We start from the raw sequence: 25,179 nt of genomic DNA, 5'->3' as shown, positions 1-25,179 counted from the left end.
GAACAATAACGGATACAGGGAAAGAAACACGATGAACAAGATCGATACTGTCATGGTGAAGCAGCGTTTCTGCGGCCCGCCGGGCTCGGGAAATGGTGGCTATGTCAGCGGACTGTTAGCCCGATACTGCGGCGATTCCGCAGAAGTTCGTCTGGCAGCACCGCCACCACTGGACCGGATGCTGGATGTGTGGAAAGACAATGAAGGCCGCGTACATCTAATGGAAGGCGAGCAGGTGATTGCCTCAGCCAGTCCGGCCCGACTTGAGCTCGATATTCCCGATATTTTAACTGTGGAAGAGGCCCGAGAGGCGTCAACCCACTTTACCGGTTATCGCTATCACCCGTTTCCCCAGTGCTTTGTTTGCGGTCCGGAACGTAATGCCGGAGATGGTCTTAGAATATTTCCCGGACGCGGGGCTCGCCCTGAAGTGGTGGCTGCCACCTGGATTCCGGATGCGTCCCTGATTGATGACAAGGGCGAAATTCCTTCTGAAATGCTCTGGGCTGCATTGGATTGTACCGGTGCTTTCGCCTTGAATTTCGGGCCGGATAAAGTGTTGGTTCTGGGGTCATTTACCGGTGATATTCAGCGCCATCCCCAGGTGGGGGAAGAGTGTGTGGTGATGGGCTGGAACCTGGGTGTTGACGGAAGAAAGAATTATGCCGGTACCGCTGTGTTCAATGCTCACGGTGAATTGTGCGGTGCGGCCAGGGCGGTCTGGATTGAGCTGAAGTCCTGAAGGCGCTTATGTCCTGTTAAGGCGCACGCGTTATGAAAAACACAACAGTCTGAATAGCCTCGTGGTGGGGGTCAACCGCGCCGATGATCATTAGTGATGAACTTCACGTCAGTTGCATTCACTACCCGGTTGTCTCCGGCCGGGACTTGATAAATGACTGACAGCGAGTATATTCAGTAATTAGGCCGGGATGGGGGACTGCGGACTGGCATACTCGCCCCCTAAAGGCAAAGTGGCCAATCCAGGTCCCCCAATGCCGGCCGCCTGATGTTGTGGTTTTTAAACGTGCATCCCAGTTTGTACAGGCTGAAAGTATCAGTCAGCCAGGTACAGCCAATTGTGAAAGCCGTTGTCGCAGACAATCAGGTCTTTTTTCAGATAGTCACAAAAGTTGATCCCTTCCGGTACACCATCGACCAGACGCTTCGGTGTCGACATTGTCAGTTTGTCTTTCTTGAGATACTCATACATATCTGCAAACCGCTTGCGGAAGTTGGTGTTTTGCTCCTTAGAGTCCTGATAATTATGGTAGAAGCGGGTAAAGCTCATCGTGGCGGCACCCAGACCGATCTGCAGCATTTTATCAACGTAAATCCGATAGGCTGAGGTCAGGTATTCACGCTCCGTCGTTTCCAGACCGCTATGCCAGCCCGGTAGTTGCAGCTTGTTCGCATCTGTCAGTGCGATCGGTGCCAGAGCGCTGTTGGGAAGGTTTTCTACCAATCGATAGGTCTCACCTGGGCAGTTAATCGAGCGATTGTTTAATTTGCACTGATTGGCTTCCGGGGTGCCTGCATTCTGCCGACTCTTTTGTGGTTCTGGTTTCTGGGTGAGAGCGGACTGGCGTTTTGGCGTGGTTTTCTCTTTCTGTTCCTTGTTAGCAGACGCAGGAGTGTTACTGGAAGCTTCCGGTAATGTCAGTCCCAGCTTTTGGGCGGGGCGTTTGAGTAATAGTGACTGAATTTGCGGAGTATTGCGTCTGAAGTCTTCCAGTGCTGGAAGTGATCTTCCTTCGCCTTTCTGGACAATCTGGCAATACAAGCGCTCCAGCGGAGTTCGCGCCATTGGGCTACAGGTATCGGTTGCAGCCATCGCGATGTGACAGAAGAGAATGGCGCTCACCGTCACGGCAATACGCCATCCCAAAGACAAATGACCTACCTTATACCTCAAAGGACAGGGTCTCCCTCAGCCACAGACTGATGTCGTTGATTTCTTCCATACAGACCTGGTGCTCCATGGGATATGTCAGGTACCTGGGTTGGAAACCTCGGGATTTCAGTTGTTCACAGGCCTTCTGCCCCAGCGCTTCAGGCACCACTGGGTCCAGAGTGCCATGACAGACCAGAACCGGAAAATCTGCATCTTCGCGGGTGAAGTGGATGGTATCGCTGGTGGCAAAGTAAGTGGACAACGCCATGACGCCGGCCAGAGTATGGCGACCGCCGAATGCGACTTGGTAAGCCACGGCTCCGCCCTGTGAAAAGCCCGCAATGACAATACGATGTGCGGGTACTCCTCGCTCGATTTCACGATCAATAAAGGCCTCGATGGCTTCCGCAGATTTAAGCAACTGTTCAGTATCGATTTTGCGATCAATACTCATTTCCAGAATGTCGTACCAGGCCGGCATGACATAACCGCCGTTGACCGTCACTGGCATGCTGGGCGCGTGAGGAAAAATGAAGCGTATACCCAATTCTGCCGGAAGGCGGAGTTCGGGAACGATAGGGGCGAAGTCATTACCGTCAGCTCCGAGACCATGTAACCAGATAACGGTGCTTTGAACAGGTTCTTCAGGGTTTACTTCTATGTGGGGTAATAATTTCATGGAATAGAGAATCCGACGTCGGTTTGGGGCGGGATACCCCTCTGTAAATCAAATTTTCCGATAGTCTAGCGACCTCGACGTGTAACGCAAGGCATGTCCACCAGAGTTGTGAATCCGGGGGGCGGCTGGCCCAGTACTATGCCGGTATATACTGCTGGTTGACGGATGTTGTGGCTGGCACAATACTGAAGTAAGTGCAGGTCGCGCCCGGTGTTGTGCCGGTTTCTTTACGTTAATAGATGATTCAGATGAGTAGTCACGAAAATATTCCCCGGTTGGGTTGGCTGCTGGCGCTGTTGTTGACACTCAGCAGTTCAGGTCAGGCGGCGGATCCTGCGGCGAGTCTCAGGTTTATTACAGAGAACTCACCTCCCTACAACTACGTTGACAATGATCAGTTAACCGGGAGTTCTGTTGAGATTCTGGAGGAAATGTTTCGTCGTATTGGATCCCGAAAACGCAGAAAAGATATCGAACTGCATCCCTGGGCGAGAGGATATCGCACGGTCCTCAATGAACCGAATACCGTCCTGTTCAGTACCCGCCGAAGCCCGGATCGGGAAGATCTTTTTCGCTGGGTCGGGCCTGTTGCTACTGCCCCAGTCGTTCTTATGGCGCGGAAAAAACGCAACTTCGAAGTTCAGCAGTTATCCGATCTTAATGGCCTTTCGGTTGTCGCTGTGGGAAGTGATATGGGTGAGTTAATGCTGAATACCTATAAAGTTCCCAATAATATCCGGCAAACGGTATCACACCCGGATATTGCGGCAAGAATGCTGATATTCGGCCGCATTGATTTATGGTCCTATGGTCAGAGAACCGCTCTCTGGTTGTTGAAACAGCAGGGCGCGCAGCCTCAGGATTTCGAACCCGTCTGGAGCTTTGGATCTGCCGGTGATCTTTATTTCGCTTTCCATCGGGACACCCCCGACAGCATTCTGCTGTTATTCCAGTCGGCGCTGGATACACTCAAAGCAGAACAGAGGGAAGATGGCCGCTCAGTTTACGATGCTATTCTGAGGTCCTATGTGGAATGATAATGCTTGTCTTGAGGGACTTGGTTGACGGCAATCTAAAGTCGGTTAACACTGAGAATAATGGTAAACGCAAGAGATATTGGTTAATAGTAAAAGTACTGTGATGTCGAGTTGATGTCGCTATACGGGCTCCCGCCGTAGCACCGGATCTCAAGTGCCCCGATAGACAGGCTTTGACATCTGCCAGGGCTGTTCGGGTGAGTGGGCCTCTGTGAAAACAGGGATCGTGGTAGTTGAGGACGCCAGATGCAAATCAAGGCAATCACATTGTTGATAGCTGTTACGGCTGTTCTGTGGATGGTCCGTCCGGGATATGCCGCAGATGATCCCACCAGAGGTCTTCGTTTTATGACGGAAGACTACCCTCCATTCAACTATCTGGAAAACGGTCAGTTGACCGGGATTTCTGTGGATCTACTTGAGCAGATATTTATCAAGCTTGGGTCAAGAAAGACTCGTGACGATGTGATGGTGCACCCTTGGGCGCGAGGCTACCACACGGTCATGACGGTGCCGAATACTGTGCTCTTTGTTATGACGCGCAATCCGCGGAGGGAAGGTCTCGTACAGTGGGTCGGACCGGTTGCCGCATCACCGATTGTCTTGTTGGCGCGTAAAGAGCAGAACCTGAAAATTAACTCTGTGGAAGATATTGCCGACTATTCGGTTGTGGCCATCAAGAGTGATATCGCGGATCTGGTGCTGGACGAACACAAAGTTCCGGCCAGCAGCCGTCAGATTGTTCCTTATCCGGATATCGCTGCGCGTATGCTGGCCTCCCGCCGTATTGATATGTGGTCCTATGGAAAGCTGGCAGCGCTTTGGTTATTGAAGCAGGAAGGAGCAAACCCGAGTGAGTTTGAGGTGGTATGGAACTTTGGGTCAGCGGGAGATAATTTCTACGCCTTTCATATAGATACCTCGGAGGAGGTTGTAAAAGCCTTTCAGGAGGCGCTGGATGCTCTCAAATCAGACGGGCAGAACGGCGAAGCTTCTACCTATGACAGGATTCTGGAAAAGTACATGCGTTAGTGTCCGAAATTTCCGGCAAGAGAACATCTGTTAACGGTGGATGGACCATTCTTTTTCCGCGCGTTGCAGGTCAATATCTTCCATGACTTCCACACACAAAATACGTTCGATATAGGCAGCCGGAAAACCGCCTTCTCTAGCTCCCGCAATCACATGGTGCCGGTACCAATCGTAGGGTTTGAGTGTCGGGTCTATCAGGGTTGCGATATACGTGAGGGCGGCCTCTGCCGGTTGTACATTGCTATGGAATAGTTGCACAGTCTCTCTATCGTAACCCTGGCCGACGCCTTCAATATCGTCCAGCAGCGCAACTTGGTGGTCAGGAATGTCGTAGAGGATGCCATATAGAGGGGTCAGGGTGCCTTCGGCTCTGAAGGCGTCGCACTTGGCGGAATTATCCCGCCAACCGACTTTGTGGAAGCGCAGCTCAAAACCGGGAAGCATGCGGGGCCCGACTCGGGTAATACCGGTTAATCGGCTGCTCATCCGCTTGCTGTAAAGATTGGAGCCATAGGCAAAGTAAAGCATATTGGTTACCGTTCTGTTTCCCGAGATTTTTTACGATAGGACAACAGACCTTAGTCTTCTTCTGATTCTGACAGGGTTCTGCCTGCCTGTTCAATCAGCCCTGTAGATTTTCTGATGAGGGATTTGGCTTTGTTCAGGCTATCCAGGGCGGACGCTGATTTCTTTGCAGAAGGGGAGTCCTTATCTGTATCACACTGGCGCCGCAGCTCACTGACGGCTTCCCCAAGAGACTGATGAAGGGACTCCAGTTCATCAATCGGGATAAAGAGTGGACCGGTTTCCGGCAAGGCTTTTTCCTGCTTCAGAAGATAGTTTGCCAGTTGGCGGTCTACTTTCAGAATGTGGTTTTTCAGCCAGTTGGTGAGATAGCTCATCACCAGTTCGGCTTCATCGGCAGTAACGGGAATATTTTCATTATTAAGAGAATGGATTTCGTCAATGAACTGGTAGTGCTGCTTGAGGTGCGCGTCCAGAGCTGACTTACGATATCCTCCGACTTTCATCAGTCTTTCTTCGGTTGCGAAGTGGTATTTAGTGTAATCGAGCAGTTCTCCAAACAGCGTCTGGGCATGTGGTGCTGAAAAATCTGTTTTCAGCAGGTCATCCAGTTCATTAATGATACGTACGAGCACTTTATGTTGCTCGTCTATCACCTTGATACCGACACGATAACTTTCCTTCCAGATAAAAATCGCCATGTCTTAAACTCTTAAAGTGGACGATCTGTTGAGTTTAAATCCATCACTGTCACGGAGACTTGTCTCCGGGCAATTCAGAACTTTATCCATTTGCGAAACTTTACGGGTTCGTAGCCGAATAAAGCACTTAAATGATGGAAGTAGGCGTGTTGTCCATATTCCTGCCAGCTTTCAATCACTTTGAGCTCTATTTTTTCATAGTGTGCGTAAAGGTCTGAATCCTCATTATTATTTATTGTAACATCACTGTCAGAGTTCCCTGTTTCAGTGTTATCCTCACCAGCCGTAATTATTAAGTCGGCCTGCTGTATGAGGTTTAGCCAGGTAGCGCTGACGCCCATGATGAAGTAAGGCCATGCGTTCTGGAGCAGCGGATCCCAGTGGGGATCGCTGGCAGCGTTGATCTTGTGCCGGTTTTTCCCACCTCGACACTGCGGAATAAGGCGTAGCACATGTTGTTCATCGATCAGGTGGGCCAGTACAGGGTTATCCGTAAATGCCCGGGAAATTTCTTTGTGGGTGGCCTCATCTGTGTAGTAGATAAAACTGAATTGATGTCCGGATTTGTCGCTTGCTGACCGCCGATGGAAGCGCCAGAGAGGTAGTCGGGAGATATGCTGTCGGAGTACAGGAGAAACGACTTTGTCTGCCAGGATATAATCGGTGGTAAAGTCCGCCTCTCCATCGTCGTTCATGGGCATTCGAAAGCAGGCTTGGTACCAGCGTCCGTGACCAAGTGCTCTGCTATCCGCGGAGGTATCCCCCATCAGAACTGTTGGTTGGCTCGGCGTTATAGGTTTATCCGGAGACATTGATTTGTCAGGGGCCAGAGGATCTGTCGAAGGCGAAGTAGCACATCCCACAACGATCAAGGCGGGCAATAGCAGGCTCAGTAATTTGCTAACTTTTTGTTGCATGTCGATGCTGGACGGGTAATTCAAACTTGTGTAAGGGTAAAGGGAACATAGCAGGAAAACCGATGTTGAGCCATTGTGGAAACAAATGGTCAGGAGATGCGCGGAGATGAATAAGTGGTTATGTATTTGCTTGCTGAGCCTGGCGACGCTGGCGGGTGCTGAATCTCCACAGCGTTTGTTGATCGTCTCCGATATATGGCCTCCCTATGTTACCGGAGAGAAGGGCAAACCGGGGTTCGATGTTGAGACTGCCACCCAGGTTCTTGAATCGTTGGGTTATGAAGTAACCTTTAAGCTGGTGCCCTGGAAAAGAGCCATGAAGATGGTGGAGAAGGGGCTCGCTGACGTACTACTCGATGCCAGTCCGAATGAAGAGCGTGATCGCACATTCTATATTCCCGTCGAACCTATGAGTCACAGCGTTTCAACATTGTTTTGTGTCTCTTGCGATATCGCAGCACCGATTACCAATGAACTTCTGAAAGGAAAACGGCTGATCGTCAACCGTGGATATAATTATGTGGGAACACTTGAAGAAGATCCCAATATTGAACAACTTCCGGTCGACTCCTTTGAACAGGGGTTTGCGGCGCTGAGTGCTGGCAGGGCGGATTACTACATTGTGAATCGCTATGTCGGGCTGCATGCGCTGAGCAACATGGGAATTGTGGGCATCAAACCCATGGACGACTATGTGGCTGAGCCTTCGCCAGTTTATCTGTTATTCTCCCGACAACCTCGGTTAATGTCGCTTCCGACCATTTTCAGTAAGTCTTTGGCCGCATTTAAGAAAACGCCTGAATACCACAAAATATTGGTCCGTTATGGGTTGGAAGCGGAGTAACGTTGTCGCAACAGGCAAACTGGAAAATCTTTACCTGATGATCTAATCCGGCGACTTTCTATCACTCGTTAATCTGGGAAAAACTGTGGCAGTTTGGGAGATATTCTGGCGATTCCTGCTTATGGGGTGTGCCAGCTTTGGCGGTCCGGCCGCCCATCTTGGATATTTTCAGAAAACCTTTGTCCAGAAACTCGAGTGGATTGACCAGGATTCCTACTCCCGGCTGATTGCGTTAAGTCAGTTTCTTCCTGGACCTGGGTCCAGTCAGGTCGGCTTTGGGTTGGGGTTACGACGCGCCGGTCTTCCGGGAGGCTGTGCGGCTTTTATCGGATTTACTCTACCTTCCTTTACTCTGATGTATGCCTTGGCACTTTCCCATCATGCCATGGGGGAAGCCGGGTATTTCAGTGGTATTGTGCAGGGCCTGAAACTGCTGGCGGTTGTTGTGGTGGCGGATGCCACATTAAGCATGGCTCGAAGTTTCTGCAAAACCTCTCTCTCAGCTGGTATGGCGGTAATCTCGGCGGCACTGATGCTGTGTTTTTCAGGTCTGATCGTACAGATGCTGGTGCTTATCATAGCGGCGACTGTCGGCGCTGTTTTTCTCAAATCAGTCAAGCCGTTATCTACAGAGCCTCATGATGGAAGCCTAAAAAATGGCCGCTGATGCTGTTTGTATTGCTATTCGTTGGATTGCCATTCGCAGGGGTGGCCATTCAAGCACAAGATTCTCAATGGGCGTCAGCCTCTCTGTGGATAACTGTATTTTCTGACTTCTACCATGCTGGCAGCCTGGTGTTTGGTGGTGGCCATGTAGTGCTTCCGTTATTGCAGCAGACGGTGGGGGATGCATTAACACATGACCAGTTCCTGACTGGCTATGCCGCCGCACAGGCCGTTCCAGGCCCGATGTTCTCTCTGGCCGCTTATCTGGGAGCCGAGGTGATCCCCGACATGGCGTTTGCAGGTGCTTTGATAGCGATTCTAGCGATCTTCCTTCCGGGCTTTTTGCTGGTGGTTGGGCTCTACGGTGCCTGGGAAAAGCTCGCGACCCGTCCTAAGGTTGCCGGAGCTGTGATGGGAATCAATGCGGCTGTGGTCGGACTTCTCCTGGCTGCCTTATACGCGCCGGTATTTGTCAGTGCGGTCAAAGGACCAATGGATATGGCTCTGGTGATTCTAGGGTTTTTCCTGCTCCATCGGGTGAAAGTGCCGATAGTTGCATTAGTGGCAGGTTTCGCCCTCATCGGGGTATTTCTGTAGACTTTAGGTCGTTGTGAGCATTGTGTCTCGACTTGGCTTTTCATGCTATCGGTTTCTCATACCATTAGAAGGAAGCTATTTGCCTGCGAGTTTACTTAAAAGAGAGTACAGCCTTTGGCCCGAATACTTTTACTTTCAGCCTATGATATTGACAGTCACCGATACTGGCGGGAAGGGCTTGTGCGGCATCTTGGCGAACATGAATGGACCGTTCTGACTTTGCCCGCACGGCACTTTCGCTGGCGTATTCGTGGTAATCCTGTCAGTTGGTGGTTGTCTGAATCAGAAGCTCTTTCACAGTCCTATGATCTGGTGCTGGCAACATCGATGGTGGACTGTGCGACTGTGAAAGGCTTGTTTCCCCATCTTTCGCAATGTCGTTGGGTTGCCTATTTTCATGAAAATCAGTTGGCCTATCCTGTATCCGGTGAGCAGCATGGAAGTGTGGATCCTGCGATGGTGAATTTATATAGCGCCATGGCTTGTGATCGGGTGATGTTTAATTCCGACTATAACCGGCAAAGTTTCCTGGATGGGCTGGATCAACTGGTCAAGCGGTTGCCCGATCAGGTGAACTCAAGAGTGGTGGATTTCATCCTGGCTAAAAGTGTTGTGATTCCGGTTCCTCTGGCGGAAGATCTTTTAACCTATACCAATAGCAACGAAGCTGGTCGCTCAGTGAATCGTAACGACCCATTGACGGTCGTGTGGAATCACCGGGTGGAATACGATAAAGGCCTGGAAGAACTGTATGCCATTGTGACCGAGCTTGTGAAACGTACGCAGGAGTTTCGTTTGGTACTGCTCGGACGCCGCTTTCGGCAGCAACCGGAAATCTTCGATCGGCTATGTAATGACTACAGGCGGTTTATCGTAAAAAACGGCTTTGCAGAATCCAGGCAGGAGTATCTGGACTGGCTGCAACAAAGCGATGTGGCGTTATCGACAGCCATTCATGAGTTTCAGGGGCTGTCGGTGATGGAGGCGGTCGCGCTTGGGTGCAGGCCGGTGGTGCCGGACAGGCTCAGTTATCCGGAGTTATTCCCGGGTACTTGTCGCTATTCTTCAGTGGCTTCGGCGGCTGACATGATTCTGTCGGCGAGAAAGTGTACTCAAGAGCAGATGCTGCGATACAACTGGCAACATTTATCAGACGTGTACCGTCGCGAAATATCGGCACTTTTGGATTGATCTTTCCGCTATCGTTCGCGTAGCACACCATTAGATGTCACGCACTCGGCCAGGGGGATCAGACAAGCGTAATCACTCGGTCCGCCAGACGGGTAACGTCTTCTGCCTGATGGGTGACGACCAACATGGTCTTTTGCCGGAGCCTGGCCTGCTCCCGTGCCCATCCGGTGGCCACAGACCGGGTATCATCGTCCAGCTCCGAAAACGGTTCATCCAGCAGAATAAGGGGTTCCGGTCGCATCAACGTTCGGATCAAGGCCACCCGTTGGCGTTGCCCACCGGAGAGTTCGGCTGGCAGTTTGTGCAGATGATCTGAAATTCCCAACGCCAGGGCTGCCTGATGAATATCGTTATTGTTGTCTTTACCCAGCGCTAAATGAAGATTGTCCCGCACAGACAGGTGTTCAAACAGATTGTGTTCCTGAAACAACATCGATACGGGACGTTCTCTCGGCTCCAGTGGCAACAGGTTAACATCGTTCCAAGTGATATCTCCCGCCACAGGATGAATGAAGCCTGCCAGACACTCCAGCAGAGTGGATTTCCCGACGCCGCTGACCCCTTGAATGGCAGCGATTTCTCCTGTTTGCACGAATAGATCATAACGAAACTGTTGTGGTGGCCGCTCGATAGTGACTTCTGAAACTCTAAGCATTGCGGGACCTTTGCTTTTCAAGGAGCAGGACCAGTGCCAGACTGATTCCCAATAGAACAACGGATGCCAGCGCCGCTTCAGCGATTCGATAGGTGCTGGCGTAGCCGTAGATTAACCAGGGCAGGGTAACGAAGTCCTGATTACCGAATATCGAGTATATGGCTACATCGCCCAATACCAGCACAGACACGAAGGATGCCGCCGTCATTAAGACCGGTCGGATAAATTTCCATTCGACATAGACGCGCTGCCGGAAACCGAGCTTCAGAGTCTGAATGATTGGCCAGTATTGTTGGTCGTAACTCGCCAGGGCTGGCTTCAACTGGGTGATGGCAAAAGGAATGCTCACCAGCGCATTCACAAACATTACCAGGAAAAAACCCCATTGATCGATATCCATTCGTGGCAGGCAAAATACAAAGATACCGACAGACAACACCATGGCGGGAACGACAAGGGTGTGCGAGGCCAGTCCGTCCAGCCAGAGAGCCGAGGATGATCTGGTACGCAGCGCCTTCCGGTAAGGCTGAAGCGCGGCATAAGCCAGAGTGACTGATAACAGTGTGGTCATCAAGGCCAGCAAGATAGAAGTGGACAGAGGCCTGATCAAACTGCTCCAGAATTCAGTATCCAGCCAAACGTCTCGGGTTTTCGGAATGAGCGCGGTCAGTGGTGCCAGCAGGAACATCCAGGCAGCACTGTAAACGACATTATAGAAACGGCGTTCCCGGGGGCTGGGGTGGGGCAGGAAGGTTCGGTTTTTTACTTCCTGCCCCAGCCAGGATACATGGCCGAAAGTCGTGACAATCAGATAAAGTCCTCCGGCAACGATGAGCTGTATCCAGGAAAGCAACAGAGCTTCAGGTATATTGAAGTCGTATTTCAACGCCTGATAGATCGCGACTTCAAAGGTGGTTGATTTAGGGCCGCCGCCCAGTGCCAGCACTACGGCAAAGCTGTTGAAACACAGCACCATGACAAAACCAAGGGTGATCCAGGTGGCGCTCTTGGCGGCCGGCCATTCAAGATACCGAAACTGCTGCCAGCGGTTCAGTTTCAATTGTTGAACGAGCCGCCAGCTACCAGCGGGTATGGCTGATAACCTGAGATAAATAGCGCGTATGGCAAACGGCATATTGAGGTAAATGTGGGCCAGTAGAATGCCGCTCAGACCGTAGATGTTCCAGTCTTCTCCCAGAAACGGTGTCAGTACACCGGATTGACCCAGCAGTGCGACGATGCCGGTGATCAGGATCAGGGTTGGTAATACAAAGCAGAGTACGCACAAACTGAGGAACCAGCGCTTGTGGTGGCTGTCCCGCAGGTGCAGTAGCGCCAATGCCACTGGCCAGGCGAAAAGGACCGAAAACAGGGCACTTAGAGCGGATTGCCATAGAGTAAAGCGCAGGATACTGAACAGGTAAGGATCCTGAAGCAGTTGCCACTGGAATGGTTGACCGGAAAAGCTCAGTAATCCATAGAAAGCCATGCCAGTGGCACTCAACATGACACAAAGTACTATCCAGCCCATCCAGCGGGATGGGCTGAAGGTGATTTTGTGGGGCTGGCCGCCGGAAAGACCGGCTATTGAGTTACTACTGACCGCCACTCTCTGATCCAGGATTTACGGTTATTGGCGATATGGTCTGAGGAGAATCCGATGTCCCTGGGCTGGATAAGCTGGTCAAAGGCTTCCGGCAATTCAACGCCGTCGATGACCGGGAGCATCCAGTTAGTGATGGGGATGATTTGCTGTGCTTCTTTGGATACCAGAAAGTTTAGGAACTGGTTCGCGAGTTCTCTGTTCTCAGTGTTGCGGGTGATCGCCGCCACTTCAATCTGGGCGATATGCCCCTCGCTAAACAACGCTGCCTTGTACTGGGTGTTTCCTTCAGCAACCATATGATAGGCCGGACTGGTGCTGTAACTGAGGACGTAGTCTGAGCCGCCTTCCAGGAACATGGAATAAGCTTCCCACCAGCCTTTGGTGACAGTCACGGTTTGCTGGGCAAGTTGCTTCCAGGCCTGGTCCACATTGTCGCCGTATACGGAATTCATCCACATCATTAATCCCTGGCCTGGCGTACTGGTGCGTGGGTCCTGATAGATGATGCTGGCCTCGGAATCCAGTAAGGCCTGCATAGATTCGGCTGGTTTCTTGATTTTTTCGGCGTTGTAAATGAAAGCGAAATAGCCGTAGTCAAAAGGAATGAAGGTTTTATCGGCCCAGTTCAGGGAGTCTTTGACGACGGATGTATCAACTGAATGCGTCTGTAGCAGGTTGGTGTCGCGGGCTTCTTCGATCAAGCCATTGTCAATACCAAGGATAACATCCGCTTTGGTATTATCACCCTCCAGACGCAGGCGGTTTAGGACGCTGACGCCATCTTCCGCACCGACAAATTTAAGATCACAGTGGCATTGTTCCTCGAAGAGTTTTTCCAACTGAGGTCCGGGGCCCCATTCACTGACGAAGGAGTCATAGGTATAAATCGTCAGAGTGGTCGATTTCTCGGCGTTATCTGAGTCAGCCGCCAGCAGTGGTTGGGATGAAAGTGAGATAGCGGCCGCCAGGCAAATCGGCGACAGCCAGTGTTTTGTCAACATGGACATCATGTTTGTTTCCTCATAATCTGAGGCGTGGAGATGGCGACGAGTGCAAGAATCAGATCATGAAGGGTAAGCTTAGGATTGAATTATGCAGCAGCTCGATCCGCCCCATTCCCTACGCCAGTATTAACTGGATCAGGTTCTACGGGTATTTCTCAGTCCTCTGGAGACACCCCGATGAGACGGCTCCATTGTAACTTTTTCATCACACGGACGCCATGACATGATGATCGCAGGCCCACTATGACTGACAAGGATTCTCTCCCGATTTCCATGCACCGGCAGCCCCGGGAAATAGAGAAAGAGGCGACACGAGGAAAGCAGGAGACACGGGGGAAAAATGAGGCGCAGGAAAAAGCAGAAAGTTTCCCAGTATTTCAGGGTGATTCCCGTCTGGATCAGGTCGCCGATTATCTGGGGGAGTCGGTACAGTGGAGGTTGCTGCATTCCCAGGGAGACGCCAATCCTGTTTTATGGGGAAGTTGTAGAAATGGGTCGTTGGTATTGCGATTGAATGCTGATGCAGAGAGTGCCTTTGGAGCCAACCGAAAAATGGAACAGATAGTGCTTCAGGCAATCATGGGCTACGCGTGGTCTCCGAATATCCTTCGTTACGAACTTGAAGAGGGCTGGTGTCTGATGGAACATCATGGGCTGAGTCTTGATCAGTTCTGTGATCATGAGTCGACGGAGAATGTGATGCAATATCGGCAACAGCTTCTGGCAGCGGTGAATGATATGCAACAGATTCAGGATATCCCTGAGTTCGACTACGCCAGTCTGTTCCGTTACTACCGTCAACGATTTCAGAATCAGCAGGATCACCGTCATGTGATGCAGTTGGAAGAGTTGATTGACGATTCTTACAGCCTGCCGCAAGAGCCACTATGCCTGGTTCATCATGACTTGCATCAGGGCAACTTTTGTCTGGATCAGGGGCAGTTGGTGATTCTGGACTGGGAATATGCGGGGAGAGGCAATCCATGGCTGGATATGGCGGCTCTGGTTCAGTTTCATCAGATGCCGATTGAGGATGTCGGCAGTTTATTTGTGTGTCGGAAATATTCAATGGCGTCCATCAAACATAATCTGGCGCTGGCGACCAAAGTCAACGTCAGTCTGGAGGCACTGTGGATTGCTGCAAGGAAAAAATAACCGGGTCTGGCATTGGAACGGTCTTGTGTTCATTATCACCCATTCACCATCAATAAGGATAACTAACGGATGATCAAGCTTTATCAGTTCCCCATCTCTCATTTTTGTGAGAAGGCTCGCTGGGCGCTTCAATATAAAGGCGTTCCCTATGAGGAGATTAATGTCATGCCGGGCCAGCATGTGTCGGTGATAAAGAAGATTGCTCCGAAAAGCCACGTACCGGTGCTGGTGGACGATGATAAAGTCATTCAGGATTCTGCACAGATTCTGGATTACCTGGATGAAAAATATCCTGAGAAATCTCTGACGCCAGTCAATCCAGGCCAGAAAGCTGCTGCAATTGAGTGGGAGCGTTATCTTAACGGTGAGTTCGGGATTCATGTCCGCCGGTATTGCTACCACTGGATGTTGAAAAGCCCTTCTATCACAATACCGCTGTTAGCCCATAAAGGTCCCTGGTACGGCAAAATCATGCTTCGTTTGATGTATCCAAAGCTGGAAAAACTGATGCGAAAAGGCATGAACATCAATGAAGAGACCGCTGCGGAATCCAGGCAGCACATACTCGCTGCTCTGGATAGAGTGGCCAGCCAACTTGATAAGCAGGCCTATCTGGTGGGGGAGAGCTTTTCCAGGGCGGATCTCACTGCCGCCGCGTTACTGGCGCCTTTGTGTTCTCCTGCCAAGTATCCGATTCCGGAGGCGAAGGAAGTACCGGCCCCTATTGAAGAGCTCAAACAGGAAATTCAACCCCGGGTACAGTGGTTGTACCGCTGGTATGACCAGTACCGCTGATACGCTTTTTTGATCCGAAATAGCCTGTATTTGTCAGCCCTTGATGCCGATCGATTGATTCATGCTGAGTTCAGGTCGCCGGCGTTAAATTGATCTTACTAGAAGACGAAAAGGAGCTGGCAATGAAGAAGCTGTTAACGCTCATAATTCTCAGTCTGGGGATCGCCGGACAGGGTTGGGCGAAAGAGTATTCCACCCGAAACATCGAGGATGGTGATCGCTATCGTGTAACCCAAAGTGGTTATCGTGTGGCCCAAGGCGAGTATCAGATGGCCCATTATAGTGGAGACTGGTCTGGGAAATATGATCGCCATAAGCGATATGAATCCAAGCATCACAAACACCGCCATGGTCACCACCATCATGGACATAAAAAATGGCGTTACCGATACGGTTATCCCCATTGGCGCCATAGACCACATCATGGCGATCGTCATCATTACCGGGGGAAACACCGTTATAACAGGTATGATCACCACTACCGCTCCAGGTACTATCGGTCTGATGGCGAGTGGCAGTTTGGCGTCATCTGGACTTATCCATAAGCCTTATGGCGGCCGTTATTTTTTGAGACATCCCCTGATTCGGTCACTGGTTGATTTATTCGGGCAGTGATCGCTTGTCTTATGTGCTGACCTCCTCGTGTTTGTACACCTTAATAACTCCCTGTTTATCGTGAATAAATGAGATTTGAGGCAACTTTTGAGGCTGCAATGTCTACTCAGGTAGTTTTCAGAGAACCCTTAACAGTGCAATTGAGTATTTCTGTCTATACTCAAGTTAAATTCAGTCACTGGTAATAAACTCAGACACTGGTCCGGAAATTCGGCCAGATCATAACAACAGGACTCGCATGAAAGTTTGCCCGATTTGTACCAAGCAGTATGCCGAGGGTGGGGTCTGCCCGGATGATGGCGCCACACTGGTGGTGGCGGACAGACCGGACCCACTGGTAGGGCAGGTTCTCAAAGGCATGTATCGAATCGAATCCAAGCTCGCTGAGGGTGGAATGAGCGTGGTGTATGTCGCCCGTCAGCTTTCTCTGGATCGCCTGGTTGTGGTCAAAGTCTTGAAAGCCGGTATGGACGACCGGGATTTTGTGCAGCTGTTTTTCCGTGAAGCTCGTATTGCCAGTCAGTTAAACCACCCTAATGTCATGCATGTCCATGATTTTGGCAATACTGATGAAGGTATGATGTTTCTGGTGGTGGAATATCTTCGCGGTGAGAATCTGTCTGATCTGGTGGAGCATCGACAAGGATTGCCTCTGGAGAATGTGGTCTGGTTGATGGAGCAGATCTGTAATGGCCTGCAGGCTGCGCATCAACTGAATATTGTCCATCGGGATCTTAAGCCGGGAAATATCCTGGTGGCGCGAGTCTCGGGAGATCACTCTGTCGCTAAATTGTTGGACTTCGGAATCAGTAAACCCCTGGGGGAGCAGGATCTGAAGTACACCCAACTGGGAATGGTGATGGGAACTCCCGGATATCTGGCCCCCGAACAGATAGAAGGCTCGCGCAGCATTGACCATCGAGCCGACATTTATGCTCTGGGGGCGATTTTATATTTCTGTATTACGGGGGAAAAACCATTCCGTGGCGAAAACCCTCAGGTCATCATGGCCAAGCAGCGTGTATCCGGGCCGCATCCCATGGAAAAGGAGCGACTACTGGACGCACGAAATATCGTCTTTGAACCTGTTATTCAAAAGGCCATGTCACTGGCCCCCCAGGATCGCTATAGTGATACCCAAAGCCTGCTGAAAGATATCCAGAAAATTGGCCAGAAAGCCATTGTTCAGTTTTCCAAGGAAATGGAAGTGCCGGCAGAAAACCCTGAATCTTTTCAGTTTGTGTTCTACAGCGAACTGGAGCAGGGCAGGGATGAATCTGAAGTCCGGCAACGCCTGAAAACAAGTCTGCACTTGGATGAACCGGGTATCAACAAACTGTTCAGCCATCGCAGGGTAGTCGTTAAGAAAAATATCAGTCTGGAGAAGGCCAAGAAATTCGATGCTGCATTCCGGGCAGCGGGTGCCATGGGGCAGATTGAAGAAATGGATACCGCCACCCGCATTGATCCGGCAATACGGCCCGATGAGCGTTCATTGAGCCAGCCGATCATGGTCTCTGCGACCATTGCCAAGGAAATGTCCGTTCGAACTCAACCTTCTATACCTTCGCCGTCTTACCCGGGGTATTGGGGAAGCCAACCTTCGCCTACTATGGGTAGTGGTCAAGTGACTGGGGGAGGCACCGGCAATTCCGGTGAGGCCTCCGGATACACCCAAGTGGCTGATAGTCCGCCCCAGCCAATCCAGATGAGCGATACAGACAAGCCGTCGCGGCCTAAACTGAAGCGCTGGCTGATAACTCTCGGGAGCTTGGTATTGGCAGGTGTTCTGACTGCCGCCGTACCGCAAGCTCGTTATGCTGTTCTTGACACGATCGCTGAAGTGGATGGTTGGACTCCGCCCCAGGGGGTGAATAATAATCGTATTTTACTTGGCATGAGTGCCGCCTTCAGCGGAGGTGCCAGAGAGTTGGGACGCTCCATGCAGATCGGCATTGATGCCAGGTTTCGTGAAGTCAATGAAGCGGGTGGTATTCATGGCCGTAAGCTGGAGCTGCGGGTGCTGGACGACGGGTATGAACCGGTGGCCGCACAGGCGAATATGGGGGAATTGCTCAAAGGTAGTGAAGCGGTGTTTGCGCTGGTTGGTAACGTGGGGACACCGACTGCCGAGGCGATTCTGCCGATTGCCCTGGAGAACAAAACAATTGTATTTGGAACTTTTTCCGGTGCTGAGTTATTGCGCAGAGATCCGCCGGAACGGTATGTCTTTAACTACCGGGCCAGCTATGCCCAGGAAACCTCCGCGATCATTCATTATTTTATCGAGGAGCACGGGATTGATCCGGAAAAGATCGCTGTCTTCTATCAGGATGACGGATACGGACATGATGGTTTTGAGGGAGTAGAGGAAGCGCTCATCAAGTATAAAGTTCGCGAGAATGATATTCCTCGTTATACCTATCAACGTAACAGTACTCAGATTGAGGGTGCAGCACGCGAAATCATCAATAATTTGGATCAGCTCGGTGGATTGGTGGTGGTCGGTACCTATAACGCCAGCAGCCGGATGACCAGGCGTCTTCGTGATGCCGGATACACCGGAATGGTGGCCAATGTCAGTTTTGTCGGAGCTAAGGCGCTGGCGGAACAGTTTCGTGAGATGGGAACTCAATATGGCGAAGGTGTGATTGTGACTCAGGTCGTGCCACCGGTGGATTCATTTGCCACTGGTGTCCTGCGATACCGGGAAGCGCTGCAGAAATATTATCCGAATGAGTCTCCGGATTTTGTCTCACTTGAAGGATATATCGTTGCGTCGCTTTTTGTTGATGCTCTGAGGCGGGCAGGTCGCCACTTCGATACCGAATCTATGGTCGATACTCTGGAGTCACTCAAAGATGTAGATGTTGGTATCGGAGAAAAAATTTACTTTGACAGTACTGACCATCAGGCCAGTGACAGGGTCTGGGGGACGCGTCTGAACGCCAGCGGTGAATTGGAGCCGTTCAATTTACATCTGGAATAGGCTCTTGTTTCGTTTCAAGAAGCAGTAGCGCCTGCAATCAGGCTCTACTGCTTGATCGTTGGTAATTAGGTGATTCAGGTTCCGGCCGTATCCCCAAGAAATCCTGATATCTCCTTGAGCACTTCGTTATCCTTGAGAATTCGATAATGGCCGAGTGAGTGGGTTTTCAGGAATCGGGCCTGATGCCAGTCGCGGGCGATCAGTTCGCCATGTTCAAAAGGTATATCCTGATCATTCATGTCGCTAATCACCAAGCCTTCCGTCTGCAATGATGGCGCGTGGAGAGTCAGGTCGAGTTGTTCCCAAACATCCTTGCCAAATTCCTCTTCCAGCAATTGTCGGTGAACACTCAATACTTTCTCAGGAATATCGAGCTGGTTACCAAACATATTGACCAGATAACGGAGATCTGTCGGAGGAGCGATCAGGGTCAGCTTATTCACTTTCAGCCCATTCGATACCGCCAGTACGGAGGCCACCGATCCCAGTGAGTGTCCAATGATGCCATGGAGGTGGCCAAATAGATGGGCAACCTGGCTTACCAGCTCGGACATTTCGAAAATATTGGTACGCTCGCCCTGAGCGCGGCCGTGGCCTGGCATATCAAATGTCACCACCCGGTATCCCTGCCTTACCAGAGGTTCCACCATACTGCCGAATTGCAAACCGGAGCCAGACCATCCATGTACGAAGAGTATTACCGGGCCATCCCCCCAGCTGTATACCGGGATTTCATTCACCCCAAAGCGTAGCTGGGTATGGGTATCTGCACGCTCCAGAAGGTGTTCATAACGAGACCCTGCGCCGGTACGTCTTGGGGTGAACCACAGATGATTGACAAACTTACCGGCCCTGTCGGCAGAGAAATAGCCGTAGACTCTGATAGCTTTTCTAAGTGCCCGCAAAGCAATCGGATCTTTGGTTGGTGGGGTTGATACTTTGGTCACGGGGGAAGAGCCTACCCACTGAGCTTGTGCGTTCATCATCTAATCCTCATTGGTCGATTGATGTTGTGATTACTTTACTGGTTGTAAAGTGAACTCAGTAGTGTCATATTTGACTCTCTAAGTGCTAAAAGTGACACTTCTTTTGAAGTGTCAAGAGGCCCTAAGGGATCAAAGAATTAGATGAGAAGGGGGAAATGTCATGCCGAATGTGAAAGATGAGACCCCAGAACGCGCGAGAAAAGATGGCTCCATGAAAGTTGCTCTGCTGGCTTTACCCCACTGTGCAGCTTCGTCGGTCCATGGAATTCTCGATATTCTGACGACTGCCAATTACTGTCACAGCTTGAATGTGGGCAGGGATGCGGCTCTCTTGTTCGATCTTCAGGTGGTCACTCCCACTGATCAAGCGGTGAAGGCTTACAATGGATCTCTGGTGATGCCGACCCAATTGCGAGCAGAGACAGAGCCGGATATGGTGATTATTGCCTCGGCAGTTGAAGCCGTCAGTGCGCCAACCTATTTAGACAAACAGCTTTCCCAACTGAATGATATATTTCAGTGGCTGAACCGACTGCATGATCAAGGTGCGGTGCTGGCTTCTGCCTGTACCGGTAACTTTTTGCTGGCTGAGGCGGGATTACTGGAAGGCAAAACAGTGACGACACACTGGCGAGCGGCGGAATACTTCCGGCAGCGTTACCCTGATATTCATCTGCAGATCGACAAAATTCTGATCGACAATGGTGATGTGATCTGCGCGGGTGGTGCAACCTCGTTTATCGACATGTCTTTCCATATTATCGAACGGTTTGCAGGACAATCATTGGCTTCCGCCTGTTCGAAACTGCATGTGTTTGATAGTCACCGGGAACAGCAGGCGCCGTATATGATATTTACCGGGTTTAAGTCTCATAAGGACGACCGGATCAAGCAGGCTCAGGATTGGATGGAACAGAATTATTCTGGGCAATTCAGTGTCGATGATATCGCTGACAGGGTCGGGCTGGGGGCGCGGACCTTTAAACGCCGGTTTAAGGAAGCGACGGGGGAAACCCCAATTGGTTATCTGCAGCAGGTCAGAATTGAAGCGGTGAAGAATCTGTTGGAGACCACGATAAAGTCGTTTAATGAGATTATCTGGGAAGTGGGGTACGAGGACATCAGCTCATTTCGTCGCCTGTTCAAGAGGGAAACCGGTTGTACGATGGAGCAATACCGAAAGCGTTTCAGCTATGTGGTGCCGTCGCCGCAAAGCGGCCGTCTGCCACGACCGGAAATGGCGCCTGCAATGTGAGGTTTTCAGGTGATAGGTAGATCGATGATAAGTAGATCGGTGATAGATAACGCAGAATCCCAGCCTGAGGCTGGGATTCTGCAGTGGTCTGCGCCTGAAACAGGCCCGTGTAAGTGTCAGGCTTTGGCCCACGGCCCCTGTACGGGAGCGTTATCCTCAGCCATGGATTCGAAGCCGGGAATCAGAACTGCATTCTTGTTGGCCACCGAACGAACCGGCATCAGGCCTGCTTGCAATAATCGGCCGGCAGCTCGATCCACCATAAGAATTTCTGCACAGGGCTTTATGGTCGGTTCGCCGTCATCGTCATAGGTGTGAAGGGGCAGACGGCTTACTTGTTGTATCCGTCCTAATGTAAATGAGCGTCCAAGCTCAGACCGGTGCTGTGCAATCAACAGGGTTGCCAGCCATGCACTGTTGGCCCAGCAGTAGAACTCGTGCGCTTTTTCATCTGGGAGTTCCTCAAAGGTAAAGCGTTCGGTTGGTGAGGTCCGCTTTCCGTAAGGTAATCTCAGCATGAAACGTGGGCAGGTCAGGCCCAGATTGCCGGCGGGTTCTGATTCGCGCAGTGATGTCCATAGCGACTGAAATTCTTCATTGGCCGGTAACGCCCAGTCATCAGGATCGGGCGTTTCTGCCAGACTGCTGCAACCGGCAATGCGTTCATGCGCACCAGCCAGAAATGGAACCTGCAGGTGAGCTGCCAACTGGCCACAGAGTAAAGCAGCGCCAACATCGGCCGTTTCATCCCGGAAGCAATAATCCCCCATCAACAGGGAAAATGGCGTTCCACCGGCGGTAGTTCGCCGGTCAATAACCAGTTTATACAACTGGGACTGGGTGAAGTCCTCGTGGGCCTCTGCTTCGGCTGTTACCTCTTGTTGTGACACATCTGCGATGTACAGTTTCAGGTTGCTGTCTGTTTCCAGATTACGGACCAGCAAGTACAGTCCGCGCCAACAGGCTTCCAGCTGCTGAAATGCGGAGGCGTGCAGTATCTTGCGCATCAGGTGGCTGGCAGCCTGATCAACGGCTGAAAGATATTCATCCTGGCGTGGATCTGGGCGCTTGATGACGTAAGGGGCGAAAATGTCTTTTACCAGACGTGATACGTCGATGGTTCCATCAGAGACGGTGGCGCTTGTTCTGCCACTGTGACTGTCGAGCAGGGCGTCGAGCATTGAGGCTTCTGGATCGACTGCTTCTGAAGTCGTCGCGGCAGGGGGGGCTTCAGAGACAGTTTCGGCAACCGGGGCATCTGGTAGATCAATTTCCCGGGCGGCCTCGGCAAAGGTATCAGCACTTTTTAGCCGGCGTTTAAGGCTTTTGAATTTGTCGAATAAGGGAATTCGGTCGTAGATGAAATCCGGATGCAAGTCATCAATGTCGGTGAATTTGATTGGCGCATCACTGATGGGTAGATTCAGGGTGACGTTTAAAGCGGCAAAGACCTCTTCAAAATTATCCCGGTCAATCTCATGGATCTTGCGCGCTCCGATGGCCGGCTGGTCCTCTGCCACACCTGCCTGGCCGCTGAAGTTGCCGAGAATTAACACATGAAACGGCTCTGCACCCGTGCGGGGAACCGGGGAGGGGGAAGATGGGGTGTTCTTACCATTATTGAGTGATATTCCACCGGTGGACATGGTAGGGCCGGGCATGGTGTGCTTCTCCTTTGCTAATACTGGCAATTACGAATAATCTTCAAGGTCTAGGTTAGCAGATCTGTCTGATGATCGACGACAGATCTTTTCCAGGACTATCGGTTGCTTAGTTGTATTTAAACTGAACGACGATTTCCTGTAACCGGTCGACCATGGTATTTAGCTGCTCACTGCTGGCCAGGTTCTGATCCGCCGCCGATAGTAACGACTGAGATAGTTCGCTGATACTGACAATACTGCGGTCAATATTCTCTGCGGCGACGGCCTGTTCTCGTGTGGCTTCACTCACATATTGATTGGCCTCTTTCATCGAGGTAACCGCTTCCAGCGTCCGCTGAATGGAATCACTGGCCTGGGTCACTTGCTCCACAGTACTTTGTGCCCGTTCGCAGCTGTCGTCCATCTTGTTCACGGCATCCCGGACATTATTCTGCAGTTGCGTGATCATCGCCTGGATCTCGTCGGTGGAATCGCCGGTTCTCTGGGCGAGGGTGCGAACTTCGTCGGCGACGACAGCAAAGCCGCGTCCCTGGTCTCCCGCACGGGCCGCCTCGATTGCCGCATTCAGTGCCAGCAGGTTGGTTTGCTCGGCAATGCCTCTGATGACATCCAGCACGGCACCAATGGACTGACTGTCTTTCTCAAGGCTACCCACACTTTGAGCGGAATCATTGATTGCCGACGACAGTTCATTAATCCGTCGGGTGGTTTCATCAATATTCTGCTGGCCTGATTCGCTGGCATTTCGTGCCTGACCGGCCACCTCGGTGGCATGATCGGTATTTTCATTGATACCTTTGACAGTGGCAGCCATTTCGTTCGACGCCGTAGCGACCATGTCGGTTTCCTGGCTGAGACGGTCAGCGCTCTCCCGGGTATGTTGACTGACCTGCGCGCTGGCCTGGGAAGACTTCTGCAGCTCCAGGCTGGTCTGATTGATATTACTGACGATATCGGAAAACTTCTCCAGCATGGCATTGAAGGCTCGACTGATATCCCCAATTTCATTCTGTCTGAGATAAGAAACCCGACGGGTAAGGTCATTATTTTGCTCAATGGAATGAATGACTTCATTAAGACGGATAATCGGACGGGTAATCGATCGGGACAGCAGAACTCCCACCAGAATGGTTACAAAGACTGAAATCGCCATGATAATCAGTACCTGCTGTGCCAGTTCCTGGCCATGGGCTTCTACTTCCAGTCCTGTGCTGCGTACTTTGTCTGCCGCATCCGCCACCGCCTGACCAGCTTCTCCTACTTGCTGATTCGCCTCCGCAGCGGCATTTGTGGCGACTTCCAGGATGACTTCAAAACTGGAATTCATGGTCATACTGGCACCCTGTGCGGAATTGATTTTTGAACTGATGGCTCTTTGTGGCGCTTCCTCCCGAGTCAGTTCCATCGCTCCGTTGATATCTCGTTTGAAGTCGCTGAGATAAGCTGAAACAAGATCTGCCATGTCGGCCATATCTTCATTGATCGCCGCGATCTGATCCAGATAGCCGTTGAGTTCGGTTTCGGCCTCTTTGCTCTGGCTCACGGCCTGGTCATCTGCCGTGGTTGCCGATATCAGGCTCCAATAGAGAAACTCCGAATAGACCGAGTAGGCTGATTGGGTGAGGGCCACCAGTTTACTGTTTTCCTGCTGTTGTTTTACCAGGGCGGTCTGTTTCTCGATCGCCTGGATCTGACTTTCCACCAGACTTTTCTGACCGGCAATAGATTCCACCATTTTATTGACGTCTGATAACAGATAGGTCATGGCACCGACCAGAATCAACACAAACACCAGACTCATCAGCAGTGACCGGTGGAAAATAGTAAATCGGTAGTTAAGCTCTCGACCAAGAATTCGCATGTGCTACACCTAAATGACGTTATCGGCATCTGGACAGAAAGGAATGCCAGGCCCTGGATTGAACAAAAACATCAGGGCTGACTGAAACAGGGTGCGAAAGGCTTGTGACAGATGGTGAACAGGCCTTGAGAACCATTACCATACGGGATTCATCACCCTGGCTCCTATAAGTTGTTTAAGACGAACTTTCTGAAATTTTATTTGCCTGTCCTAATGGGAAATAGCGGTCTCACGGTCAAATAATATCTCAGAAAGTTTAGGGAGGCTCTGAATAACTCCCCAAATCAGTCATAATACGGCCAACTTCACTCATCAGGAATACTATCCATGGATCAGATGACTTTCTCCGAAGCTGAATACCAGAATAAGAAGCGTAAGACCCGCCGGGAAATCTTTCTGGAGCGAATGGATAAGCTGATCCCATGGAAACGCATGGAAAAGAAGATCGCCCGCTATTACCCCAAGGGCGAGAACGGCCGCCCTCCGTATCCGTTATCCACCATGCTTCGTG

Annotated in this window: 24 protein-coding genes and 1 riboswitch; of the genes, 13 read left to right on the top strand and 11 right to left on the bottom strand. The window is 51.1% G+C overall.

Going from position 1 to position 25,179, the window contains the following annotated elements; genetic code table 11:
• Positions 1-31 precede the first annotated feature (31 nt).
• Positions 32-742, top strand: a complete 711-nt coding sequence (locus F566_RS0121285) for a hypothetical protein (protein ID WP_020409055.1) — start codon at positions 32-34, stop codon at positions 740-742.
• A 315-nt stretch (positions 743-1,057) separates the two neighbouring features.
• Here F566_RS0121285 and F566_RS33690 read toward each other — a convergent pair whose 3' ends face one another.
• Together F566_RS33690 and F566_RS0121275 are read right to left on the bottom strand one after the other, a co-directional pair.
• Positions 1,058-1,915, bottom strand: coding sequence for a hypothetical protein (locus F566_RS33690; protein ID WP_157496969.1), 858 nt, complete (start codon positions 1,913-1,915; stop codon positions 1,058-1,060).
• A complete protein-coding gene (locus tag F566_RS0121275; RefSeq protein WP_020409053.1) occupies positions 1,905-2,573 on the bottom strand; it encodes an alpha/beta hydrolase in 669 nt (222 codons plus the stop codon). Before F566_RS0121275 ends, F566_RS33690 begins: the two co-directional genes overlap by 11 nt.
• 248 nt (positions 2,574-2,821) lie before the next feature.
• Here F566_RS0121275 and F566_RS0121270 point away from each other — a divergent pair, with 248 nt between their 5' ends.
• Together F566_RS0121270 and F566_RS0121265 are read left to right on the top strand one after the other, a co-directional pair.
• Entirely contained in the window at positions 2,822-3,610 is a 789-nt protein-coding gene (locus tag F566_RS0121270) for a substrate-binding periplasmic protein (RefSeq protein ID WP_157496967.1), read from the top strand.
• A 246-nt stretch (positions 3,611-3,856) separates the two neighbouring features.
• Entirely contained in the window at positions 3,857-4,642 is a 786-nt protein-coding gene (locus F566_RS0121265; protein WP_020409051.1) for a substrate-binding periplasmic protein, read from the top strand.
• 30 nt (positions 4,643-4,672) lie between these two features.
• On the opposite strand, the gene F566_RS0121260 is transcribed toward F566_RS0121265, so the two are convergent.
• From F566_RS0121260 to F566_RS0121250, 3 genes are all read right to left on the bottom strand, one after another.
• Entirely contained in the window at positions 4,673-5,170 is a 498-nt protein-coding gene (locus F566_RS0121260) for a gamma-glutamylcyclotransferase family protein (RefSeq protein WP_020409050.1), read from the bottom strand.
• Positions 5,171-5,220: 50 nt separating this feature from the next.
• Entirely contained in the window at positions 5,221-5,868 is a 648-nt protein-coding gene (locus F566_RS35715; RefSeq protein ID WP_020409049.1) for a bacteriohemerythrin, read from the bottom strand.
• Positions 5,869-5,942: 74 nt separating this feature from the next.
• Positions 5,943-6,785 (bottom strand): hypothetical protein, encoded by an 843-nt coding sequence (locus F566_RS0121250; RefSeq protein ID WP_157496965.1) that lies wholly within the window; start codon positions 6,783-6,785, stop codon positions 5,943-5,945.
• A 106-nt stretch (positions 6,786-6,891) separates the two neighbouring features.
• Between F566_RS0121250 and F566_RS35710 the strand changes: the two genes are divergently transcribed.
• The 4 genes from F566_RS35710 (at position 6,892) to F566_RS0121235 (ending at position 10,083) form a co-directional block, all read left to right on the top strand.
• Positions 6,892-7,629, top strand: a complete 738-nt coding sequence (locus tag F566_RS35710; RefSeq protein ID WP_020409047.1) for a substrate-binding periplasmic protein — start codon at positions 6,892-6,894, stop codon at positions 7,627-7,629.
• A gap of 85 nt (positions 7,630-7,714) precedes the next feature.
• On the top strand, positions 7,715-8,296 hold the full coding sequence (locus tag F566_RS38385) for a chromate transporter (protein ID WP_425402014.1): 582 nt from the start codon (positions 7,715-7,717) through the stop codon (positions 8,294-8,296).
• The gene (locus F566_RS38380; RefSeq protein ID WP_425402013.1) at positions 8,296-8,892 is read left to right on the top strand and encodes a chromate transporter; all 597 of its coding nucleotides are present in this window, start codon (positions 8,296-8,298) and stop codon (positions 8,890-8,892) included. Before F566_RS38385 ends, F566_RS38380 begins: the two co-directional genes overlap by 1 nt.
• A 114-nt stretch (positions 8,893-9,006) precedes the next feature.
• Positions 9,007-10,083 (top strand): tRNA-queuosine alpha-mannosyltransferase domain-containing protein, encoded by a 1,077-nt coding sequence (locus F566_RS0121235; RefSeq protein WP_020409046.1) that lies wholly within the window; start codon positions 9,007-9,009, stop codon positions 10,081-10,083.
• 58 nt (positions 10,084-10,141) lie between these two features.
• On the opposite strand, the gene F566_RS33670 is transcribed toward F566_RS0121235, so the two are convergent.
• Genes F566_RS33670 through thiB form a run of 3 tightly spaced genes read right to left on the bottom strand, consistent with a single transcriptional unit; the run spans position 10,142 to position 13,354 of the window.
• On the bottom strand, positions 10,142-10,738 hold the full coding sequence (locus F566_RS33670) for an ATP-binding cassette domain-containing protein (protein WP_020409045.1): 597 nt from the start codon (positions 10,736-10,738) through the stop codon (positions 10,142-10,144).
• Positions 10,731-12,347 (bottom strand): ABC transporter permease subunit, encoded by a 1,617-nt coding sequence (locus F566_RS0121225; protein ID WP_245555284.1) that lies wholly within the window; start codon positions 12,345-12,347, stop codon positions 10,731-10,733. The genes F566_RS33670 and F566_RS0121225 overlap by 8 nt, the downstream gene beginning before the upstream one ends.
• Positions 12,323-13,354 (bottom strand): thiamine ABC transporter substrate binding subunit, encoded by a 1,032-nt coding sequence (gene thiB / locus F566_RS0121220; protein ID WP_020409043.1) that lies wholly within the window; start codon positions 13,352-13,354, stop codon positions 12,323-12,325. The genes F566_RS0121225 and thiB overlap by 25 nt, the downstream gene beginning before the upstream one ends.
• An 89-nt stretch (positions 13,355-13,443) precedes the next feature.
• Positions 13,444-13,535, bottom strand: a riboswitch (TPP riboswitch).
• A gap of 56 nt (positions 13,536-13,591) precedes the next feature.
• On the opposite strand from thiB, the gene F566_RS0121215 reads away from it, so the two are divergent.
• The 4 genes from F566_RS0121215 to F566_RS0121200 all read left to right on the top strand — a co-directional run bounded on the left by F566_RS0121215 (position 13,592) and on the right by F566_RS0121200 (position 18,902).
• Positions 13,592-14,503 carry a phosphotransferase gene (locus tag F566_RS0121215; RefSeq protein ID WP_033416695.1) on the top strand — a complete coding sequence of 304 codons (912 nt, stop codon included), beginning with the start codon at positions 13,592-13,594 and terminating at the stop codon, positions 14,501-14,503.
• Between the two features lie 69 nt (positions 14,504-14,572).
• Entirely contained in the window at positions 14,573-15,298 is a 726-nt protein-coding gene (locus F566_RS0121210) for a glutathione S-transferase family protein (protein WP_020409041.1), read from the top strand.
• A gap of 122 nt (positions 15,299-15,420) precedes the next feature.
• Positions 15,421-15,843 carry a hypothetical protein gene (locus tag F566_RS36995; protein WP_157496963.1) on the top strand — a complete coding sequence of 141 codons (423 nt, stop codon included), beginning with the start codon at positions 15,421-15,423 and terminating at the stop codon, positions 15,841-15,843.
• Positions 15,844-16,151: 308 nt separating this feature from the next.
• Positions 16,152-18,902 carry an ABC transporter substrate-binding protein gene (locus tag F566_RS0121200; protein WP_020409039.1) on the top strand — a complete coding sequence of 917 codons (2,751 nt, stop codon included), beginning with the start codon at positions 16,152-16,154 and terminating at the stop codon, positions 18,900-18,902.
• Between the two features lie 74 nt (positions 18,903-18,976).
• Here F566_RS0121200 and F566_RS0121195 read toward each other — a convergent pair whose 3' ends face one another.
• Positions 18,977-19,888, bottom strand: a complete 912-nt coding sequence (locus F566_RS0121195) for an alpha/beta fold hydrolase (RefSeq protein ID WP_157496961.1) — start codon at positions 19,886-19,888, stop codon at positions 18,977-18,979.
• 160 nt (positions 19,889-20,048) lie between these two features.
• On the opposite strand from F566_RS0121195, the gene F566_RS0121190 reads away from it, so the two are divergent.
• Positions 20,049-21,143 (top strand): GlxA family transcriptional regulator, encoded by a 1,095-nt coding sequence (locus F566_RS0121190; RefSeq protein ID WP_020409037.1) that lies wholly within the window; start codon positions 20,049-20,051, stop codon positions 21,141-21,143.
• Positions 21,144-21,259: 116 nt separating this feature from the next.
• Here the strand turns inward: F566_RS0121190 and F566_RS0121185 are convergent, their stop codons facing one another.
• Positions 21,260-22,804 carry a type VI secretion system contractile sheath domain-containing protein gene (locus tag F566_RS0121185; protein WP_020409036.1) on the bottom strand — a complete coding sequence of 515 codons (1,545 nt, stop codon included), beginning with the start codon at positions 22,802-22,804 and terminating at the stop codon, positions 21,260-21,262.
• A 109-nt stretch (positions 22,805-22,913) separates the two neighbouring features.
• Positions 22,914-24,668, bottom strand: coding sequence for a methyl-accepting chemotaxis protein (locus F566_RS0121180; RefSeq protein WP_020409035.1), 1,755 nt, complete (start codon positions 24,666-24,668; stop codon positions 22,914-22,916).
• A 327-nt stretch (positions 24,669-24,995) separates the two neighbouring features.
• Here F566_RS0121180 and F566_RS0121175 point away from each other — a divergent pair.
• On the top strand, positions 24,996-25,179 hold a 184-nt coding region (locus F566_RS0121175), incomplete at its 3' end, for a transposase (RefSeq protein WP_020406292.1).

This window comes from Hahella ganghwensis DSM 17046 (genome assembly GCF_000376785.1).
GTDB lineage: Bacteria > Pseudomonadota > Gammaproteobacteria > Pseudomonadales > Oleiphilaceae > Hahella > Hahella ganghwensis.
This window is presented reverse-complemented; position numbering and strand designations above follow the sequence as displayed.

Excerpts from the sequence above, each read along its gene's own strand:
- F566_RS0121285 (WP_020409055.1), top strand. The coding sequence starts at position 32 with ATGAACAAGATCGATACTGTCATGGTGAAGCAGCGTTTCTGCGGCCCG.
- F566_RS0121275 (WP_020409053.1), bottom strand. The coding sequence starts at position 2,573 with ATGAAATTATTACCCCACATAGAAGTAAACCCTGAAGAACCTGTTCAA.
- F566_RS0121270 (WP_157496967.1), top strand. The coding sequence starts at position 2,822 with ATGAGTAGTCACGAAAATATTCCCCGGTTGGGTTGGCTGCTGGCGCTG.
- F566_RS0121265 (WP_020409051.1), top strand. The coding sequence starts at position 3,857 with ATGCAAATCAAGGCAATCACATTGTTGATAGCTGTTACGGCTGTTCTG.
- F566_RS0121260 (WP_020409050.1), bottom strand. The coding sequence starts at position 5,170 with ATGCTTTACTTTGCCTATGGCTCCAATCTTTACAGCAAGCGGATGAGC.
- F566_RS35715 (WP_020409049.1), bottom strand. The coding sequence starts at position 5,868 with ATGGCGATTTTTATCTGGAAGGAAAGTTATCGTGTCGGTATCAAGGTG.
- F566_RS0121250 (WP_157496965.1), bottom strand. The coding sequence starts at position 6,785 with ATGCAACAAAAAGTTAGCAAATTACTGAGCCTGCTATTGCCCGCCTTG.
- F566_RS35710 (WP_020409047.1), top strand. The coding sequence starts at position 6,892 with ATGAATAAGTGGTTATGTATTTGCTTGCTGAGCCTGGCGACGCTGGCG.
- F566_RS38380 (WP_425402013.1), top strand. The coding sequence starts at position 8,296 with ATGCTGTTTGTATTGCTATTCGTTGGATTGCCATTCGCAGGGGTGGCC.
- F566_RS33670 (WP_020409045.1), bottom strand. The coding sequence starts at position 10,738 with ATGCTTAGAGTTTCAGAAGTCACTATCGAGCGGCCACCACAACAGTTT.
- thiB (WP_020409043.1), bottom strand. The coding sequence starts at position 13,354 with ATGATGTCCATGTTGACAAAACACTGGCTGTCGCCGATTTGCCTGGCG.
- F566_RS0121215 (WP_033416695.1), top strand. The coding sequence starts at position 13,592 with ATGACTGACAAGGATTCTCTCCCGATTTCCATGCACCGGCAGCCCCGG.
- F566_RS0121210 (WP_020409041.1), top strand. The coding sequence starts at position 14,573 with ATGATCAAGCTTTATCAGTTCCCCATCTCTCATTTTTGTGAGAAGGCT.
- F566_RS36995 (WP_157496963.1), top strand. The coding sequence starts at position 15,421 with ATGAAGAAGCTGTTAACGCTCATAATTCTCAGTCTGGGGATCGCCGGA.
- F566_RS0121200 (WP_020409039.1), top strand. The coding sequence starts at position 16,152 with ATGAAAGTTTGCCCGATTTGTACCAAGCAGTATGCCGAGGGTGGGGTC.
- F566_RS0121195 (WP_157496961.1), bottom strand. The coding sequence starts at position 19,888 with ATGATGAACGCACAAGCTCAGTGGGTAGGCTCTTCCCCCGTGACCAAA.
- F566_RS0121190 (WP_020409037.1), top strand. The coding sequence starts at position 20,049 with ATGCCGAATGTGAAAGATGAGACCCCAGAACGCGCGAGAAAAGATGGC.
- F566_RS0121185 (WP_020409036.1), bottom strand. The coding sequence starts at position 22,804 with ATGCCCGGCCCTACCATGTCCACCGGTGGAATATCACTCAATAATGGT.
- F566_RS0121180 (WP_020409035.1), bottom strand. The coding sequence starts at position 24,668 with ATGCGAATTCTTGGTCGAGAGCTTAACTACCGATTTACTATTTTCCAC.